A 19,323-nucleotide genomic window follows, 5' to 3' on the forward strand; every position below is an offset into this window, starting at 1 on the left:
CCATAGGAGTCGAGCACCCTTTCGTTCCAATCAACCTTTCATCAAAAAAAAGTTAACGATAAAAAGCTAATTTAATAACCTTTACTTAGCGTAAAATAATAGACTAATATTCAGTTTGTATGTCAATTAAGATCGAACATCAACTATACTAATCATTTTTAACTTCTAAAATTTTTTCTTAATATTTTTAACTTCTGAAAAGAACAATTACTATAATTCGTTGGTATATTAAAATTCTTGAAACACATTAACATTTAAAATCATTAATAGATCATCAAAAAATGAATTTTAACATCAATAATGTTCCTTAACATTGTTTTCTCTATAGACCGTTTTATATAACACTCTGAAAAAAGCTACTTAAGGCTTCCTAGGTAACTTCAGACTGTTGACAAGCGCTCGCTTTCTTCGTTGCTTCGCCTGTCTGCGGTGCTCATTACCACGTAAGGGTAACTCTCCGCTCCTCACTAGGCTTCGCGCCTCGAAAGACAAGCGCTTGCAATCAGTCTGATAATCATGTTTATACTATAGTTTTTGTTCTAGCTTGATTAAATCCTTACACTGGATACCATTTTCCCAAATTTCTTCATCATAATTATCAATAAAGAAATTGTGAAAAACAGTACTAATCTGAAATCCGCAATTTTTATATAATACTAATTGGTATGTACTTGAGTTTCCTGTACAGATTGAAATTTTAGAATAACCAAGTTTTTTAGATTCATTTATTCCATAGTGGATTAAATTTTTTCCAAATCCTTGTCCTTGGTAGGTCGGATCAACTGCAATATTTTTAATTTCAACCTCTTCACTTGAATTCTCCATTAATACTAATACACCTACGAGTAAATTTTGGTCTAGTAATTCATAAATATTACTCTTTTGAATATATTTATCTAGCATTTCTTTTGATGGGTCAGCTAGTAACAATAGATTCCAATGCTCTTTCGTTAGAAATTGAATTTTATTAATATGATTCATTGATACTCCTTATTTTTTTAATCTTGCCTTTAAATAATTTATCGTATCATTGGTAGATTTTTGTACCGAAAGATTTGTAAATCCATGGTTTCCATTTTTAATTGCAATTAACGTAACCATTTTTGGATTTTTTTTAGCAAATCTCTTAGATTGACTGAACGGAACTAGTTTATCTCCTGTGCCATGTACGATAAAGATTGGGACTTTTGTCTTTTCTACATATTGAATAGGACTCATTCGATTATACTCATCTGTCATTTGATCAACAGTACTATTCATATATTTATCTACGATTTCTGAACTTCTTGAAGAAGGAGATTGATTCATGGTCGTTAAGTCTGAAATTGGATACCAAGCAATAATATATTTTATTTTGTTTTGTATATCGGGCTGAAGGCCAGTTAATAAGGCTAAGTGTCCACCAGCAGAAGCACCAGCTATCCCAATTTGATTTCGATCAATTCCTAATTCAGTTGAATTTGTGTAAATAAAGTCGATTGCTGTTTTCACGTCACGAACTGGAAAGTTATATGAATAATTTTCTTTTGAATAAAGTGTGTAGTCTATACTTATTGCTGTATATCCACCTTTTACTATTTCATTAAAAATCGTACTCCAACGTTTATTTAACGCTTTACTTCCATATCTCCAAGAACCGCCATGAACAAATATCAACGTTGGTGATGGACCATGTGAATTTTTAGATCGGTATATATCAAAGGTTTGTGGAACTTGGGCAGGATTTGTGTAACGCACATCTCTTTGCACAATAATATCTTTACTTACATCATTTATCTTCTTTTGGTGTTTATGTTGAAAACCATTAAATCCAACAAAGACAATAACAAAGATGACTAATGCTAAAATGATTTTCTTCAAGCCAATTCACCTTTCTATAAAAAAAGAGACTAACTCAGGTTATGTTTTCTAAGTTCATTTTTATGTAAGATTTTGAACGTCCACATAAATTAATAGAAATACACTAATGATGCTAGTCTCAATTACTTTATTTAATAACTGTTACATACAAAATTCCCCAAATTAAAAAAACTGCACAAACCGCAAATAATATTTTTGCCAACTTTTCCATCTTAGAACCCCTATTACCTTATTTTAAATCGACAACAGTAACACCTATTCCGCCCTCGGAGGCTGCTCCATATCGATATGATTCAACTGATCTGTGTTTTTTTAAGTATTCTTGTACCCCTTGTCTCAATGCGCCAGTTCCTTTTCCATGAATAATATTAATTCTTGGATAACCGGCTAATAATGCATCATCGATATATTTTTCAACACGAATTAGCGCATCTTCATATCTTTCACCTCTTAGATCTAGCTCAAGATTAACATGAAAATCCTTACCTTTTACAGAGGTGACAGTTCGTTCTTTTACTTCTTTAGGAGAACTAATATATTCGATATCTTTTTCCTTAACTTTCATCTTAATAATACCGAGCTGAACTTGCCATTCCCCTTCACTAACTTGATCAAGTATTGTCCCTTTTTGGTTAAAGCTAATTACTTTTACTTCATCACCTTCACGAAGCTTTCTTTGTTTCTTCGGAGCGGCCTGAGGAATTGTTTTCTTTGGAGCATATGGAATTGCCCCTTCCAAACGAGTTCTTGCCTCAATTAATTCATGATCTTTAATAGAAGCTAATTGGCTATTCTTTAAATCTCTTAGTTCTTTAATAATTTCCTCAGCTTCTTGTTGTGCTACTCTGACACGCTTTTTCGCTTCTTCCTGTGCTCCACGGTATAATTCATCACGGTGCTCATAAAATTCCATCATTTGCTTTTGTAAGTCTTTGAAAACACGCTCTGATTCTTTACGGAAATCTTCTGCTTCTTTCCATTCTGTTTCTGCACCTTTTCTACTCGTTTCTAAAGATGCAATCATATTTTCAACTTCATTACTTTCTTCACTTACATGATTTCTTGCTTTTTCAATTACACGATTTGAAAGTCCAAGTCTTCTAGAAATCTCAAATGCATTACTTCTACCTGGAACACCAATTAATAGTCGATAAGTCGGACTTAATGTTTCTACATCAAATTCAACACTAGCATTCATAACGTGTTCTCGATTGTAACTATATGCTTTTAATTCAGGATAATGCGTTGTCGCTACTATTCTTGCACCGTATTCACTTACCTCATCTAAAATTGAGATTGCTAAAGCCGCACCTTCCTGAGGGTCAGTTCCAGCTCCTAATTCATCAAATAATACAAGACTACTATGATTCACATGTTTTAAAATATCTACAATATTCACCATATGAGAAGAGAATGTACTTAAGCTCTGTTCGATTGATTGTTCATCACCAATATCGGCGAAAATTTGCTCGAACACACAGATTTCTGAACCGTCTAGTGCAGGAATTTGTAGACCAGACTGTGCCATTAAAACACAAATACCAATCGTTTTTAAAGTAACCGTCTTACCACCCGTATTTGGACCAGTAATGACAATCGTAGTAAAATCTTTACCTAATTCAATATCATTAGCTACTACTATATCCCTTGGAATTAGAGGATGACGTGCTTTTTTCAATTTAAAATATCGATCGTTATTTAAAATTGGTTTACTTGCCTTAATTGAATGCGAATAGTTAGCTTTTGCAAATAAGAAATCCATTTCAGCTAAAATTTCAACATTTTGCAATAAATCCGCTGAAGCCTCAGCTACTTGGCCTGTTAATGCCATTAAAATTTTCTCAATTTCTTGCTCTTCTTTAACTTTAGCTTCTTGTAAACTATTGTTTAATGTAACGACAGCTTGTGGCTCAATAAATAATGTTTGACCAGAAGAAGATTGATCATGAACAATACCACCATAAACATGTCGATATTCTTGTTTTACTGGAATAACGAAACGATCATTACGAATCGTTACGATTGAATCTGATAACATTTTTTGTGCATTTGTACCTCTAGTTAGACTCTCTAATTTTTCTCGAATTCGAGCTTCAGCTGTTCGAACTTGTCCACGAATCGTTCGAAGTGTCACACTAGCGTCATCTAAAACTTCTCCATTATCACCAATAGCAGCCTTTATATTTTTATCTAATTCTAGTAAAGGAATGATTTGCTCACTTAATGATTCTAAATATGGAATTTCTACTTCACTCTCAATTAAGCCCTCAATAAATCGAATCATTTGACGCCCGGCATATGTAACACCCGAAATCGCAATTAGCTCAGAAGGAGATAGCATTCCACCAATATCTGCCCTTTTTACTTGCATTCTAATATCTGATAATCCACCAAGAGGTACATTTCCTCGCAGACGAATAACTTTCACAGCTTCATCGGTTGATTCATGTAGTTCTACAACTTCATCATAACTAGTACTTGGTAAAAGGTTTTTTATACGTTCCTTACCTAGTGAAGATGAAGCGTGTTTAAGTAATTGTTCTTTTATTTTATCGTACTCTAAAACTCTTAACGTACGTTTCATATGCCCCGTAACCTCCTTACACTCGATTACGTTTCCTTTCAATCAAACTTAAAAGTTCGTGTAATTCAAATGTATTTACAATATTTTCTCTTTTTAACCAAGCCTTTTTGGCCGCACTAACCCCAACAGTCATATGATCTAGCATATCAATGTTATGTGCATCAGTATTAATTGATAGCATCACACCAGCTTCCTGTGCCATCATTAACATTTCTTTATTTAAATCTAATCGATTTGGATTTGCATTTAATTCTAAAATTGTACCTGTTTCTTTTGCTACAGAAATTAATTCTTCAGCATTTACTTTGTACCCAGCTCTTCTGCCAATTTTGCGCCCAGTTGGATGCCCAATCATGCTAACATAGGGATTTCTCATTGCATTTTTTAAACGCATCATGATTGTCTCTTCATCTTGACTAAAGCTAGAATGAATTGATGCAATAACAAAATCAAGTGAACGTAAAACATCATCTTCATAATCTAGCGATCCATCAGGTAAAATATCCATTTCTACCCCATGTAGAATTGTAAAATCAGTGTATTTTTCATTAACACGTTGAATTTCTTCTTTTTGTTTCCATAAGCGCTCAGGAGTTAAACCGTTCGCAACCTTTAAATATTGTGAATGGTCTGTGATGACAATATATTTATACCCCTTAGCACGACATGCATCTGCCATTTCTTCGATTGAATAGCCACCATCACTCCAAGTAGAGTGCATATGTAAATCAGATTTCATATCTTCTAAACGAATTAATGTGTAATCGTTTGTAAAAGTTGAAACTTCTTTTCCATCTTCTCGAATTTCAGGTGGAAAACAAGGTAAATTAAAGTGAGCATAAAAATCTTCTTCATTTTCAAATGTTAAAACTTCTCCAGTATTAACGTTCTCAACACCGTACTCACTAATTTTTTCATCACGTTCTTTAGCCAATTGACGCATAGCTACATTATGATCCTTAGAACCAGTAAAATGATGCAGCGTTGTAGCAAACTCCTTAGGTTGAATAATTCGGAAGTCAACTGAAATCTCATATTCAACACCTTTTAAAACAAGAGAAACTTTTGTATCCCCTTGTGCAATGATTCGAACGATTTCCGGCATCGAAAGTAATTGCTCCTTAATGCTTTCCGGTTTATTTGATGCAACAATGAAGTCTAAATCTTTAACTGTTTCACGTACTCTTCGTAAGCTTCCTGCTCTTGAATACTTTTCAACATCCTTCATTTCTGCTAAATAAGCTTCAATTTTATCAGCAATCGGTAATACATCTGCTAGTGGCAAGCGTTCAGGCTGCTTACCAAACTCCTCGATTGATTCTAAAATATTTTTCTCTGTCTTTTTACCGAATCCAGCTAACCCTTGCAGCTTACCATTTAAGCATGCTTCTTTTAACTGCTCCATGCTCTCAATTTGTAATGATTGATAAAGCTTAGCTACTTTTTTCCCACCTAATCCTGGTAGTCTGAGTAAAGGAAGTAAAGTTTTAGGCAATGACTCTTGTAGTTCTTCCAATACCGTACTTTTACCAGTTTCGATATATTCTAAAATTACTGCAGAAGTCCCTTTTCCGATTCCTTTTATTGCAGTAAAGTCGTCAATTTGCTCAAGACTTCTTTCATCAGTTTCTAATGCATTTGCCGCTTTACGAAATGCTGATATTTTAAATGCATTCTCACCTTTTAGTTCTAAATAAGTAGCAATTTGTTCTAACAGTTTAATTAACTCTTTTTTGTGCATTTTAAGTCACCTACTTAACATAGAAATTGTTTTTCACTTAAACTTATTAAAGAATTTCTGAACTATGTAATCCGTTGTTCCATAATTCTATTAATTGATTTGATATAAATGGTGTATTTTGAACCATAAAATGAGCAATATTTGATTTAAGTAATAAAACATGAAGCGTATCTATTGGTATGATTAAAGCGATAAAAAGCGCCAAAACTGCAAATAAATAAACCTCTATAAAACCAAAAATACCACCTAAGAAGGAGTTCATCTGCTTTAAAACAGGTAATTGGAACACTCCATTTAATAACGAACCAATAAATGAAATTACTAGCCTTGTCCCAATAAATAGTAAAGCAAATGCTATAATTTCATATACAAACTGATCTGCGTTTACGACTTGACCACCGCTTATATGAATTGGAAATATTTTTTTAAGTGAAGTAGCGGTCTGCTCATAATAATGATAAGCTAGGTATATGGAAAGTAAAAAACCTAGTAATCGTACAAGGCTGCTAATAAATCCTCTTCTCCAACCTGTCAAAATTCCTAAAATAAAAATAATAAGTATAATTAAATCAATCATTTTCTTTCTGCTCACTTTTCGTTTGTTTTTCTAATAATTTTTCGAGCATTTCAGCTCTTTCTTTTAATTTTACATAATCACTTACAATATTTATTGCTGTCAATACAGCTAATTTATTAGTATCTAATAATGGATTCTTTTTATTTATTTCTTTCATTTTATCATCTACAATTGAGGCAACATGGCGAATATGATCTGTTGACTCGTCACCAGTAATTGCATAATGTTGCCCATAAATAGTTACATTTAGTTTTTGTTTCGATGAAGAATTGGACAACTTCATACCTCCATTCAGCTATAAACATTCTAACCTTAACTATAACATGAAATTCAATACAATCAAAAGTATTGGAAAATATCCATTTATAAAGGAGAAATTTATGTCAAACACTGTATTAACAGTTTCTGAGGATACTCTCTTGAAGATGAAAGCACACTACCAAAGTAGTCTTCAATCAAAAGTACCACAAGGTGGAGTATTTATGGCCAAACCAAGTGGCTGTACAATCACTGCATATAAATCTGGTAAAGTAATGTTTCAAGGCTCAAATTGTGATGCTGAAGTAAGTAAATGGCAAGGTAAATCGGCTAGCCAAACGACTAAAAAGGTAAACCCTACAAATACGAATTCAACTTTACCAAAAAACTTCTCAAGTCTTGCAGTAATAGGTAGTGATGAAGTTGGTACAGGCGACTACTTTGGACCGATGACTGTAGTAGCTTCTTTTGTAGAACCAAGCCAATTCGAATTATTAAAAGAATTAGGCGTAAAAGATTCCAAAGAACTAACTGACGATGCCATATGCAGCATAGCAAAAAAAATTGTTCATGTAGTAACTTACAGCCTCTTAGTACTAAACAATGAGAAATACAATGCTATGCAAGAAAAAGGCTATAATATGAATAAACTAAAGGCTCTTTTACATAATCAAGCAATTCGAAATACTATTTCAAAATTGGAAGATAAAAAATATGATGCAATTTTAATTGATCAATTTACTCCTCCAAATCTGTACTACGGATATTTAAAAGGAACAAAAGAAGTTATTCGTGATAAAGTTCAATTCGCTACAAAAGCAGAAGGTTTGCATCTCTCAGTTGCAGTTTCTTCTATCTTAGCCCGTTATGCTTTCCTACAACAAATGGATCAATTAAGTGAAAAAGCTGGCATGACCTTACCAAAAGGTGCTGGAGCCAAAGTTGATCAAGCCGCTGCAAAACTAATTAAATTAAAAGGTTTTGAAGCTTTACGAAGTATAACGAAATTACATTTTGCTAATACCGAAAAAGCATTAAAGATTGCTAAAAAGTGATATTACTAAAATGCATTCTAAAAGATAAGTTGAAGGACTCTAAAGGCGTTACGGAAGTTGCCGCTATCTAGCTTCCCACAAAAAAGCTATGCTTAAATGTTATGAAAACATCAAAAAAGCTGTATTCTAAACATTCATTTAGAATACAGCATCTACTATAAATATTATGAAACCTAATAGGCTAGCAACTTGTTTTTGTTTTTTATATCGAAGCATCGGTTTAGATAATAAAAATAAACAAATCAGAAATCCAAAAGGGATCGGTAACCAAAATAACCTAAATGGTAAAGAAGCTAGTACATAATAACCGATCATTTGAAACCCAAGATTACTAACATCCCGCTTAATGGCATCTTTATAAACTGCTAACACTCCAATTAACAATCCGACATAAAGTAAAAAGATTAACATCAAGCCACCTCCAAGATTGTCCTACTAATAACCTATTCACCTATGGCTTGTCTAAAGACTCATAAAGAAAAATGTTTAAACATATTCATAACATGTAGAAACGAAGGAGGAATATTTAGATGAATAATTTAATAAACGAATTTAGTAGTCTAATCCAATCCGTTCCAAAAATCATCAGAGCCTTATCGAATTCAGATTATAAACCAAGTCCTACAAAATGGTCTAAAAAAGAAATCCTTGGACATCTTTGCGATTCTGCAACTATGAATCATAAAAGATTTATAGATAGATTGTCCTCTAATGATGAACTAGTTTTGGAGCTTTATAAACAAAACTCATGGGTAGAGTTAAATGATTATCAAAATAGCTATACAATTGAAGAAATTCTTACGTTATGGACTGCCTTAAATTCACGTTTTATGAATGTGCTCTCAAACATATCAGAAGAACAATGGAAACTACAATATATTAGTCAAAACGAAGAATCTGTTACACTTAGTTGGTTATTTACTGACTACATTGACCATATGAAGCACCACTTAAATCAAATTTTAGGATAGGATCAAGGTATCGCCATGAAATTTAAAGTGAAGAAAAATCCACTATTTGTCGTCCTAATTCTGAGCTTAATTCCCATCATTACTTCAGTTCCCATCATCAGCTTTATTGAAGCTGATAGCACAGGAATCATCATAAGTTTAGTAGTCTTTGTCTTTCTATTACCAATATTGATTGTTCTTGTTTGGGCATTATTCAACACATACCATGAATTAACCGAAACTGAATTCAAATCAAAATTTGGATTTATAACAATTAACATTCCATTTAGTGAAATCAGAACAGTTAATTTCTCAAATAATCCAGTTTCATCACCTGCATGGACCTTCAAACGTTTAAAAATCGAATACAAAAAGTACGGATTTGCCTTACTTTCACTTCCTAAGGACGAAGAATTTTTTTTACAAGAAATAAAAAAACGCTGCCCAAATGCTACAATTGTAAATCGTCAAAAAGCAGAAGTTTTAATCAAGATTTAAAATCCTTCCACAGAAAACTCTCAAGGTATTATGTTCCTTGCGAGTTTTCTGTGTTTATTCTTGATTTGGTAATCTGATTTTCTACAAAATAGTTGGAGATTTCACTCATGAACCCTTTATAAGGTACTATATTCCAGCTTTTTGCTTTTTTACTTCCTCATGAACCCTTTATGAGGTACTATATTCCAGCTTTTTGCTTTTTAACTACCTCATGAACCCTTTATAAGGTACTATATTCCATACTTTTGCTTTTTTACTTCCTCATGAACCCTTTATAAGGTACTATATTCCATACTTTTGCTTTTTTACTTCCTCATGAACCCTTTATGAGGTACTATATTCCATACTTTTGCTTTTTTACTTCCTCATGAACCCTTTATCAGGTACTATACTCCATACTTTTGCTTTTTTACTTCCTCATGAATCCTTTATGAGGTACTATATTCCATCTTTCCGCTTCTTCACTTATTCATAACCCCTTATGAGTTACTATAATTTCATCTGCTTACTTTTTTACTTATATCCCTTTATTCGTATTTATCTAATCTAAGAGGTTCACCGGCACAAAAAAAGTCTCATAAGCACTTTGACTTACGAGACCTCTCTACATAATTAATTATTAATATACTTCTCAAATACCGATCCGAAATCTTTAACTTTATATTGCTCTCTAGACTTCATTAACCATTCAAAAGCAGCTTCATTAATTTCTTTAAAACTGTTCACTAGATTATTTTCGTTTGAAGTTACGCGGCCTAATGTTGTAGAAGCAATTTCGATGCTTTCTTTCGCATATCCTAGTGCTTTTTCGTTTTCATGACTAATTTCAGCAATCATTAGTAAAGCTTTATACAAATCCTTAACTTGTTCAATATGTTTTTTATGAACATCAATCGAAAACTCTCTACCACCAATGTTGAACTTAATTTCAACATCTAAATCAATTGTACCAGCTGTTTCAAGTAAAACATGTGTGATTTTATGTGTGTGATAATTATAACGATAAAGTGTACGCTTCTTACTTATTGCACTTGTACCGTCTAAATGAATTAAAGCTTTATTCGTAAAGCAGTACTCATCTGATTTTGATTTAATTAAAAAATAAATTTTTTCATTATCTTCATGCATTACATAATCGTCAGAATCAACTTTGTCATAATTTTTCGGTTCAATAACACTACCTACATCACTTAAACCAAGCATATCTGCAGCAACTTTACCAAACATTAAACTTCCTCCTCTGAATAGTAGGTATGGCTAATTCTATATTTAAACGCCTTTTAAACCCACTTTTTGACTATTACACTTCTGAATTATACATTAAATACAAAAATATGGGGATAGGAATAGTAGGGGTATATGGATTTTTTTTCCTTTTTTTATAAAGCCCCCTATTTTTATTTCAGTTCTAACCCGCCCCCTTAAGTTATAACTTAATTTACTGTTGAACACATACCCAGTTGCAGACTATAATTAGATGGTGACTGTTTAAATTACGTTCTTTCAAAAAGAACATTATTATATGAAAAATAAAGAAAAGGTGTCGATCAATGAGTATTTTAACTGTAAAAAACTTAAGCCATGGATTCGGTGATCGTGCAATTTTTAATGATGTATCATTCCGTCTATTAAAAGGTGAACATATCGGTCTTATTGGTGCAAATGGTGAAGGTAAATCCACTTTCATGAATATCGTTACTGGAAAATTACAGCCTGATGAAGGTAAGGTTGAATGGTCTAAAAAAGTACGTGTAGGTTATTTAGATCAGCATGCTGTATTACAACCAGGTATGACAATTCGTGACGTATTAAAAAGTGCTTTCCAATATATGTTTGATATGGAAAATGAAATTAATGATTTATATGTAAAAATGGCTGAAGCAACTCCGGAAGAAATGGAGAAAATGCTTGAAGATGTAGGTGTTCTTCAAGATACTTTAACAAATAATGATTTCTATATTATTGATGCTAAGGTTGAAGAAATTGGTCGTGGTTTAGGTTTAGAAGATATCGGACTTGATCGTGATGTAACAGAACTTTCTGGTGGTCAACGTTCAAAGGTTCTTTTATCAAAACTTCTTTTAGAAAAACCTGATATCTTATTACTCGATGAGCCTACTAACTATTTAGATGAGCAACATATTGAATGGTTAAAGCGCTATTTACAAGAGTATGAAAATGCATTTATTTTAATTTCACATGATATTCCGTTTTTAAATAGTGTTATTAACTTGATTTATCATATGGAAAACCAAGAATTAAATCGTTATGTTGGTGATTATGATAATTTCAAAGGAATTCATGAAATGAAAAAATCACAATTAGAATCAGCCTATAAACGTCAACAACAAGAAATCTCTGAACTAAAAGATTTCGTTGCTCGTAATAAAGCTCGTGTTTCTACTCGTAATATGGCAATGTCTCGCCAAAAGAAACTTGATAAAATGGATGTAATTGAGCTTGCACGTGAAAAGCCAAAACCAGAATTCAACTTCAAACCAGCTCGTACTTCAGGTAAATTAATATTTGAAGCAAAAGATTTAGTGATTGGTTACGATGATCCTCTATCTAAACCGTTAAATCTACGTATGGAACGTGGACAGAAAATTGCTTTAGTTGGTGCGAACGGTATCGGTAAAACGACGTTAATGCGTAGTTTACTTGGTGATATTAGACCAATTTCTGGTGAAGTTGAGCGCGGTGAATTCCTTCACATTGGATACTTCGAACAAGAAGTAAAAAGTGATAATAATAAAACATGTATCGATGAAGTTTGGGATGGATTCCCATCATTTACACAATATGAAGTTCGTTCTGCACTTGCAAAATGTGGTTTAACGACTAAGCATATTGAGAGTAAAGTTGCAGTTTTAAGTGGTGGAGAAAAGGCGAAAGTTCGTTTATGTAAGTTAATTAATCAAGAAACAAACTTACTTGTACTCGATGAGCCTACAAACCATTTAGATGTAGATGCTAAAGAAGAACTAAAACGCGCACTAAAAGAGTACAAAGGAAGTCTTTTAATTATCTGTCACGAACCCGAATTCTACCAAGGATTAGTTACAGATGTATGGAATGGCGAAAACTGGACTACTAAAGTGTTTTAAGATGATATTTAAAAGAGAGTGTCAAAAAGAAATCCTTTTTGAACACTCTCTTTTTTTACATTATCAATCTAAATTTAATGCTGCTTCCCCAATTTCAGCTAACTTTTTTTGCCCTTCAATTGTAGGGTGAATATCATTCTGTCTAACATATGTACTTTGCTGATTATAGAAAGTTGAAAAAGCGTCTGCTATAACGATGTTAGAAATTCCAATTGATTTGAGAGCATTCACTGAATTGTAAATATTTTTGTTAATAATGTTACTCAATAGGAAATTTCCTTGTCCATACATAGGATCTGTAGTTTGGAAAGGATTATATATGTTATATACAACAATCGGTGCATCAGTAAGAGATCTAATTTCTAAAATAGTATCCGATAAATTCTTTAATAACACAGGTAGCATTGCACCAACTGATTGCTGTAGTTTAGTCGAATCTCCATTACTCGCTTTAAGAGCTTGAAGAAGGTCGTTGTTTCCAATATCTAAAGTTACATAATCAGCATGTCTAACTGCATCACGATATGTATCATCATTCTTGATTGAGAACAACAATTGATCAGTTCTCCAGCCTGGAACACCTAAGTCACGAACTCTTAGATTAGCATCTTGTCCAATAATATATGGAAAAGCAACCTTAGAAGGATGATCGTTATTTACACCTAAATTGTAACCAAACGTAATCGAATCTCCTAAAGCTACAAGTGATTTCTTTGCATTTTCACTCTGTGCCATAGCAGCGGTTGAAAACATAGTACTTGCTAAAGTTAAAGCAGAAATTGTTGTTAATAATTTTTTCATTATTAAATTCCTCCCTAATATAATGCCTTTCAAAATGGATTATAATTAAAAAAATTTACAAAATCTGTCGAATTAAGCAACTAAATTTTTGGTAAATATTAGGTAATTAAAAAAAAGAGTAATGCATTTAATTTATACATCACTCTACATGTCATATTATTTGTTTAAGAAAGTGTAATATTTTGACTAAGCTTTGAAGTCCATTCACTTGGATGTTTTCTTTTCTTTGTTCCTTTTGGCATTGAATTGATATAACCGATATGAAGAGCTCCTAAAATTTTTCGATTCTCAGGAATACCCATCTCTTTGTAAAATTGTTTATCAAAAATATAAGGATTTGTTCTCCATACCATTCCAATATTTTTTTCCCAAGCTGCTAATTGTAAATTTTGAACAAATGCACAGGTTGCTCCAATCGCTTCTAAATTTTTCTTTTCATTTTCTGAGTGGTCTGCCGTAATAATTAAATGCATAGGTGTGTCGATGATATATGTTTTAAAGAATTCCGTTGATTTTTTAATTTTCTCAACTGTATATGTTTCAGTTAATTCCATTCTTTCGTAGCTATCTACAATTTTTGATGCATAATATTCTTTTTCTTTTTCTTCTGAAACCATAATGAATTGCCAAGGCTCTTCTTTGCTGTGGAAAGGAGCATAAGATGCTGCTTCAAGTAGCTCCATTAAATCTTCCATATTAATTGGATCCTTTTTTGTATCTCTAATCGTTCTTCTATTTTTAATAAAATTTAATATCGACATTGAACGTTTCCCCTTATTCTCTAAATATCTTAAATTTATTATAAATGTAAATGATAATCATTTTCAATAAAACTTTTTAATTTTAATTGTTTTCTTAGACTACGTTAATCCTTTTTGATCTGGGTATATTATTAATCGAAATCCTTACATAACTATTTATATGTACTAAAAATTAGAAAGACTGTGTTTTGAGTTCTATAATCAAATCAAAAAGAAAACAGGTATTGAAGATAAAAAATTCTTCAATACCTGTTACTTTACATTTCTTTTGGAGCACGAATTCCTAATAATCTTAGTCCTTCTTCTAACACAATGGAAACAACTTTAATTAATGCTAATCTACTCTCTAATTGGTCATCATTTGTTAAAATATGAGTATTTCCATAATATTTATTGAAGCTTTGTGCCAAATCTATTGTATATTTTGCAATGACAGATGGTTCAAATTGTTCAAAACTACGTGTAACTTTATTAGGGAACTCAAGTATATGTTTTATAATATCCCAACTATATGAATCATCCAGTCCATCTTGTTTATTTAAATCCTGTGATGCAGCTTTATCTAAAATTGAATTTGTTCTCGCTATTGAGTATTGTACATATGGCCCTGTTTCACCTTCAAATTTTAGCATCTGATCTAATGAAAATTCGATGTTATTCATACGATCATTTTTTAAATCTTGGAAAATAATTGCACCGACTCCAACCATTTTTGCGACTTCTTCTTTATTTTTTAGTGTAGGATTTTTTTCTGCAATATTTTGACTAGCTAAGCTAATCGCTTCCTCAATTACTTCTTCTAAAAGAACAATTTTCCCTTTTCGCGTTGACATTTTTTTACCGTTTTGTAGGATTAAACCGAATGGAACATGTACCATTTCATTCGCCCATTCATAACCCATTTTCTTCAAAACTGTAAATACTTGATCAAAATGCAATGCTTGTTCTCCACCTACAACATACACTGCTTTATCAAAATCGTATGTTTCTTTACGATAAAGTGCAGCAGCTAGATCTCTTGTAGCATACAGCGTAGCTCCATCAGATTTTCTAATTAAGCATGGTGGTAATTCCTTTTCGGTTAATTCAACAACATCAGCACCCTCAGATTTCACTAAAAGGTTTTTTTGCTCTAGAAGTTCAATAACTCGGTCCATTTTATCATTGTAAAATGCTTCTCCGTTAAAGCTATCAAAGTTAACACCTAATAAATCATAAACTAACATGAATTCTTTAAGAGACTCATCACGGAACCACTTCCATAAATGTAAAGCTTCTTCATTTTTTTCCTCTAATTGCTTAAACCAACTTCTAGCTTCTTCCTCAAGTTGCGGCTCTTTTTCAACTTCTTCATGAAATTTAACATATAATTTTAAAAGTTCTTTGATTGGATTTTCTTTTACTGCGTCTTGATTACCCCAAAGTTTATAAGCAACAATTAATTTCCCAAACTGTGTTCCCCAGTCTCCAAGGTGATTAATTTTGATTGATTTATACCCATTTTTTTCAGCTATTTTAGCAATTGAATTTCCAATCATCGTTGAACGCAAGTGACCCATTGAAAATGGCTTTGCAATATTTGGAGAGGAACAATCGATCGCAACGGTTTTTTCTTCTCCGATTACTTGATTTCCATATTCCTTCCCTTGACCAAGAACTAATTCAATTACTTGCTTACTTACTAGCTTTTTATTCAAAAAGCAATTTACATACGGGCCGTTCGCTTCTACTTTTTCAATTAAATCATGGTTGATCTGTGGTGCAATTTCTTTTGCAATCATTACTGGTGATTTTTTTAATGCTTTTGCTAATTGGAAACAAGGAAATGCTAGGTCACCTTGGTCAGCATAATGTGGCTTTTCAATAAGTGCATTAATTTCTGCTACACCAAGCTTTCCGTTTAATGCTTTTTCTAACTCTTCACTATACATTAGTTCATAATTCATCTGTTCTCATTCCCCTTTTAATCTAAATAAAAATCAAAAACCCCGCCTCTAAAAAAGAGACGGGGTAAAACATCCGCGGTACCACTCTAATTGTTCAAATGATTGAACCAACTTAAATTTGTTAACGAGGTCATCCCCCGGTGAATCCTACTATCCATTCAGACCCACTTTTCCAAAGTGCGTTTCATCTTATTCGTTCTATTAGGCTCCCACCACCCCTAACTCGCTAAAAAACGATTGTAAGATTACTCTCTTTATCATAAAATTTTTAATATTCTTTTAGGTATTAAATCATATTCAAAAAAATAAAACAAGATTGGATTTTTAATTTTTTTTAATTTAATGAGCATATTTTTTTATTACTTCAACAATGTAAGTAATTAAAACAACAATTAAAGCCAAGTGGTAAGGTCCTACTTCCTTCTCAACTTCCTCAATTATACATATGATTAGTCGATCATTTAATCCTTCTTTTTGCTTAATAACATACCCTTTTCTTCTGTCATTTAAACATAGTCCGTTCCTTCAAGTGTTTCGTAATGTTCAAGTACCTTTCTGAGTGGAACCTTTGGTAAGTCAGACATTTCATTTACTAATTGAACCGAATCCAAATTCCAATCTAAATAGGTTGTTACGAATATTCATTTTTAGCCATTTGAATGACACCTTTTTTTGACAACCTTAATAACATAAACTTGAGGTGTATTTAATGAAAAGAAATTCAGTCACTTTAAGTCTTTGTATGATTGTTAAAAATGAAGAAAACGTACTTGAAAGATGCTTAACATCCATTTCTTCCTTTGTAGATGAAATAATCATTGTTGATACAGGTTCAACAGATCAAACAAAACAAATAGCACAGAAATTTACAAATAAAGTTTATGATTTTAATTGGATAAATGATTTTTCAGCTGCTAGAAATTTTGCTTTTTCAAAGGCAACAAAGGATTTTATTATGTGGCTTGACGCGGATGATATCATTACAGAAGAGAATGCAAATAAAATTCTCAATTTAAAGAAAACATTAACGAATAAAGTAGATGCAGTTGCCATGAAATATCATCTTTCATTTGATGAGGATGGCAAACCAACATTTAGTTCTGTTCGAAATCGAATAGTCAATCGCAAAAGAAATTTTAAATGGTTCGGCTTTGTTCATGAATTTTTAGAAGTATACGGAGAAATTATTCATTCAGACGCGGCTGTCTTACACAGAAAAGATAAAGAGGCAACTGATCGAAATATTAAAATATATGAAAATGCAATTGCATCTGGTAAACCCTTATCCGCAAGGGATCAATATTATTACGCTAATGAATGCTTAGATCATAAAAAATATGAGACGGCTATTGAATGGTATACTAAGTTTTTAGAAGAAGGGGAAGGTTGGTCTGAAGATAATATTCAGGCATGCGGTAAAATGGCAGATTGTTACATGAATTTAGGCAAGTGGGATGAAGCAATTAAGAGTTGTGTGAAATCATTTACTTTTGACGGTCCACGTGGGGAAAATTGTTGTCGATTAGGCTATATTTATATTAATGAAAGTGACTATCATCGTGCAATCTCCTGGTATAAATTAGCTACATTTGTTGAGGTTCCTGAGCAAAAGAGCCCTTTCATTAACCTAGCATGTTATACATGGTTACCCCATTTGCAACTATGCCTTGCCTATAGCAGACTTGGCGATCAATTAACAGCAAAAAAACATAATGATCTTGCTGCAACTTTTGCGCCAAATAACCCTTCGGTTAAATACAATCAAGAATATTTCCGTTCTTATTTTAACAAGAAATAGTGTTAATAAATATGAAATTAAAGAATCAATGTAAAAAGACAGTTGTATATTCCTATAACTATCTATAATTATTATTACTAATTGATAGAATTTTGTATTTTCATGATTAGAGCACCTGATCGAAATATTGTACTACTCATTTTATTCTATTTGATTTCCTTTTATTAAATTAGTAAAAGGGATCAGTATCTAGTCAATTATGAAGTTCTTTATATAGGTTCTTTTCTAATAGATTGTGGGTTAAGAAGTTAATTTTAGCTCCTTTTTAGTAAGAAGTTGATTGAAGGGGAAGGTGCGTGACCCTTGTGGGAGTAGCGGGACAGATGAGTCCTAAGCAGGCGTAAATGAGCCGAGTAGACTCAGCGCACGCCCTACTAAAAAGCGAGTATCCTGGAGTGGAAATCAACTAAGATCATTTTTAAATAGCAACAAAGTTACAAAAACAGCCCTAATAAAAAACCCTTACTTTAAATCACATAATAAAGTAAGGGAAACTTATTATATAAATCCTAAATTTTTATAGGTTTCATATGTTTTTTTATACAATTAAGTTAATCTTTCACCTAAATAATAAATTTTTCTTCAAATTAAGCCAATCTAATAATAGTTAATGTGGATTTTGTTGTATAAGTGATTGAATCAGCTATATCTTCAAGTGATTCTAACTGAAGTTGTAACTGAGTACCAGCTGATAATGTGACAATTTCATTGTTATATAGTTCACTATTAGTTGTCAAATTCATTAAGCTAGAGTTAGCATTTTGATTTTCAGAAGTAATTTGACATTGATAAGTTACATAATAGGTTCCAGCAGTATTTATTGTAAAAATATTATTTTCATTGTTTACTGTTATACCAGACAATTTTTGCTTTAAAGGAAGTTTTATAGGAATTATATTGTTTAAAGTAGTATCGATAATTGTAGCTTCCATTTCTGGTTCTTCAACTACAATTCCATACATCGTTACTATTTCTGGTTCTTCAGCTTCCATTTCATTCATCGTTGCTGCTTCCATTTCTAGTTCTTCAACTTCCATTTCATCCATCGTTGCTGCTTCCATTTCATCCACCGATGCTGCTTCCATTTCTGGTTCTTCAGCTACTATTTCATCCATCGTTGCTGCTTCCACTTCTGGTTCTTCAGCTTCCATTTCATCCACCGATGCTGCTTCCATTTTTGGTTCTTCAGTTACCATTTCATCCATCGTTGCTGCTTCCATTTCTGGTTCTTCAACTTCCATTTCATCTATCGTTGCTATTTCTATTTCTGGTTCTTCAGCTTCCATTTCATCCACCGATGCTGCTTCCATTTCTGGTTCTTCAGCTACTATTTCATCCATCGTTACTACTTCCATTTCTGGTTCTTCAGCTTCCATTTCATCCATCG

Annotated in this window: 17 protein-coding genes and 1 other annotated feature; of the genes, 5 read left to right on the forward strand and 12 right to left on the reverse strand. The window is 32.4% G+C overall.

Translation table 11 applies throughout. From position 1 onward, the window contains the following. Positions 1–525: 525 nt before the first annotated feature. From ABEY15_RS23525 to zapA, 6 genes are all read right to left on the reverse strand, one after another. Entirely contained in the window at positions 526–981 is a 456-nt protein-coding gene (locus tag ABEY15_RS23525) for a GNAT family N-acetyltransferase (protein ID WP_429892397.1), read from the reverse strand. A gap of 9 nt (positions 982–990) precedes the next feature. Continuing rightward, positions 991–1,860, reverse strand: coding sequence for an alpha/beta hydrolase fold domain-containing protein (locus ABEY15_RS23530; RefSeq protein WP_429892398.1), 870 nt, complete (start codon positions 1,858–1,860; stop codon positions 991–993). Between the two features lie 229 nt (positions 1,861–2,089). Continuing rightward, positions 2,090–4,444, reverse strand: a complete 2,355-nt coding sequence (locus tag ABEY15_RS23535) for an endonuclease MutS2 (RefSeq protein ID WP_429892399.1) — start codon at positions 4,442–4,444, stop codon at positions 2,090–2,092. A gap of 16 nt (positions 4,445–4,460) precedes the next feature. Next, positions 4,461–6,185 carry a DNA polymerase/3'-5' exonuclease PolX gene (gene polX / locus ABEY15_RS23540; RefSeq protein WP_429892400.1) on the reverse strand — a complete coding sequence of 575 codons (1,725 nt, stop codon included), beginning with the start codon at positions 6,183–6,185 and terminating at the stop codon, positions 4,461–4,463. 46 nt (positions 6,186–6,231) lie between these two features. Beyond that, positions 6,232–6,762 (reverse strand): CvpA family protein, encoded by a 531-nt coding sequence (locus tag ABEY15_RS23545; RefSeq protein WP_429892401.1) that lies wholly within the window; start codon positions 6,760–6,762, stop codon positions 6,232–6,234. Beyond that, the gene (gene zapA / locus ABEY15_RS23550; protein WP_056472333.1) at positions 6,755–7,045 is read right to left on the reverse strand and encodes a cell division protein ZapA; all 291 of its coding nucleotides are present in this window, start codon (positions 7,043–7,045) and stop codon (positions 6,755–6,757) included. The genes ABEY15_RS23545 and zapA overlap by 8 nt, the downstream gene beginning before the upstream one ends. Before the next feature lie 97 nt (positions 7,046–7,142). Between zapA and rnhC the strand changes: the two genes are divergently transcribed. Next, on the forward strand, positions 7,143–8,075 hold the full coding sequence (gene rnhC, locus ABEY15_RS23555; protein ID WP_429892402.1) for a ribonuclease HIII: 933 nt from the start codon (positions 7,143–7,145) through the stop codon (positions 8,073–8,075). A gap of 138 nt (positions 8,076–8,213) precedes the next feature. On the opposite strand, the gene ABEY15_RS23560 is transcribed toward rnhC, so the two are convergent. After that, complete coding sequence (locus tag ABEY15_RS23560) at positions 8,214–8,486, reverse strand: hypothetical protein (protein WP_098232550.1); 273 nt, start codon at positions 8,484–8,486, stop codon at positions 8,214–8,216. Positions 8,487–8,605: 119 nt separating this feature from the next. Between ABEY15_RS23560 and ABEY15_RS23565 the strand changes: the two genes are divergently transcribed. Both ABEY15_RS23565 and ABEY15_RS23570 read left to right on the forward strand, forming a co-directional pair. Then, positions 8,606–9,046: a DinB family protein gene (locus ABEY15_RS23565; RefSeq protein ID WP_429892403.1), complete on the forward strand. Its 441-nt coding sequence runs from the start codon at positions 8,606–8,608 to the stop codon at positions 9,044–9,046. 15 nt (positions 9,047–9,061) lie between these two features. Next, complete coding sequence (locus ABEY15_RS23570) at positions 9,062–9,523, forward strand: PH domain-containing protein (protein ID WP_429892404.1); 462 nt, start codon at positions 9,062–9,064, stop codon at positions 9,521–9,523. 612 nt (positions 9,524–10,135) lie between these two features. On the opposite strand, the gene ABEY15_RS23575 is transcribed toward ABEY15_RS23570, so the two are convergent. After that, positions 10,136–10,750 (reverse strand): PH domain-containing protein, encoded by a 615-nt coding sequence (locus ABEY15_RS23575; RefSeq protein ID WP_429892405.1) that lies wholly within the window; start codon positions 10,748–10,750, stop codon positions 10,136–10,138. A 323-nt stretch (positions 10,751–11,073) separates the two neighbouring features. On the opposite strand from ABEY15_RS23575, the gene ABEY15_RS23580 reads away from it, so the two are divergent. Beyond that, on the forward strand, positions 11,074–12,630 hold the full coding sequence (locus ABEY15_RS23580) for an ABC-F family ATP-binding cassette domain-containing protein (protein ID WP_429892406.1): 1,557 nt from the start codon (positions 11,074–11,076) through the stop codon (positions 12,628–12,630). 63 nt (positions 12,631–12,693) lie between these two features. Here the strand turns inward: ABEY15_RS23580 and ABEY15_RS23585 are convergent, their stop codons facing one another. From ABEY15_RS23585 to argS, 3 genes are all read right to left on the reverse strand, one after another. After that, entirely contained in the window at positions 12,694–13,431 is a 738-nt protein-coding gene (locus tag ABEY15_RS23585) for a GDSL-type esterase/lipase family protein (protein WP_429892407.1), read from the reverse strand. A gap of 164 nt (positions 13,432–13,595) precedes the next feature. Next, the gene (locus ABEY15_RS23590) at positions 13,596–14,192 is read right to left on the reverse strand and encodes a nitroreductase family protein (RefSeq protein WP_429892408.1); all 597 of its coding nucleotides are present in this window, start codon (positions 14,190–14,192) and stop codon (positions 13,596–13,598) included. A gap of 257 nt (positions 14,193–14,449) precedes the next feature. Then, positions 14,450–16,138, reverse strand: coding sequence for an arginine--tRNA ligase (argS, locus tag ABEY15_RS23595; protein ID WP_429892409.1), 1,689 nt, complete (start codon positions 16,136–16,138; stop codon positions 14,450–14,452). A gap of 52 nt (positions 16,139–16,190) precedes the next feature. Next, positions 16,191–16,408 (reverse strand) — a binding site (T-box leader). A 439-nt stretch (positions 16,409–16,847) separates the two neighbouring features. Between argS and ABEY15_RS23600 the strand changes: the two genes are divergently transcribed. Then, positions 16,848–17,936, forward strand: a complete 1,089-nt coding sequence (locus ABEY15_RS23600; protein ID WP_429892410.1) for a glycosyltransferase — start codon at positions 16,848–16,850, stop codon at positions 17,934–17,936. A gap of 587 nt (positions 17,937–18,523) precedes the next feature. Here the strand turns inward: ABEY15_RS23600 and ABEY15_RS23605 are convergent. After that, the coding region (locus ABEY15_RS23605) for a BclA C-terminal domain-containing protein (protein ID WP_429892411.1) at positions 18,524–19,323 on the reverse strand (800 nt) is incomplete at its 5' end.

This window comes from Gottfriedia acidiceleris (assembly GCF_050457485.1).
GTDB lineage: Bacteria > Bacillota > Bacilli > Bacillales > Bacillaceae_G > Gottfriedia > Gottfriedia acidiceleris_D.

Bases quoted from the DNA above. Each gene is read 5' to 3' on its own strand.
- ABEY15_RS23525 (WP_429892397.1), bottom strand. From the start codon at position 981: ATGAATCATATTAATAAAATTCAATTTCTAACGAAAGAGCATTGGAAT.
- ABEY15_RS23535 (WP_429892399.1), bottom strand. From the start codon at position 4,444: ATGAAACGTACGTTAAGAGTTTTAGAGTACGATAAAATAAAAGAACAA.
- polX (WP_429892400.1), bottom strand. From the start codon at position 6,185: ATGCACAAAAAAGAGTTAATTAAACTGTTAGAACAAATTGCTACTTAT.
- ABEY15_RS23545 (WP_429892401.1), bottom strand. From the start codon at position 6,762: ATGATTGATTTAATTATACTTATTATTTTTATTTTAGGAATTTTGACA.
- zapA (WP_056472333.1), bottom strand. From the start codon at position 7,045: ATGAAGTTGTCCAATTCTTCATCGAAACAAAAACTAAATGTAACTATT.
- rnhC (WP_429892402.1), top strand. From the start codon at position 7,143: ATGTCAAACACTGTATTAACAGTTTCTGAGGATACTCTCTTGAAGATG.
- ABEY15_RS23560 (WP_098232550.1), bottom strand. From the start codon at position 8,486: ATGTTAATCTTTTTACTTTATGTCGGATTGTTAATTGGAGTGTTAGCA.
- ABEY15_RS23565 (WP_429892403.1), top strand. From the start codon at position 8,606: ATGAATAATTTAATAAACGAATTTAGTAGTCTAATCCAATCCGTTCCA.
- ABEY15_RS23570 (WP_429892404.1), top strand. From the start codon at position 9,062: ATGAAATTTAAAGTGAAGAAAAATCCACTATTTGTCGTCCTAATTCTG.
- ABEY15_RS23575 (WP_429892405.1), bottom strand. From the start codon at position 10,750: ATGTTTGGTAAAGTTGCTGCAGATATGCTTGGTTTAAGTGATGTAGGT.
- ABEY15_RS23580 (WP_429892406.1), top strand. From the start codon at position 11,074: ATGAGTATTTTAACTGTAAAAAACTTAAGCCATGGATTCGGTGATCGT.
- ABEY15_RS23585 (WP_429892407.1), bottom strand. From the start codon at position 13,431: ATGAAAAAATTATTAACAACAATTTCTGCTTTAACTTTAGCAAGTACT.
- ABEY15_RS23590 (WP_429892408.1), bottom strand. From the start codon at position 14,192: ATGTCGATATTAAATTTTATTAAAAATAGAAGAACGATTAGAGATACA.
- argS (WP_429892409.1), bottom strand. From the start codon at position 16,138: ATGAATTATGAACTAATGTATAGTGAAGAGTTAGAAAAAGCATTAAAC.
- ABEY15_RS23600 (WP_429892410.1), top strand. From the start codon at position 16,848: ATGAAAAGAAATTCAGTCACTTTAAGTCTTTGTATGATTGTTAAAAAT.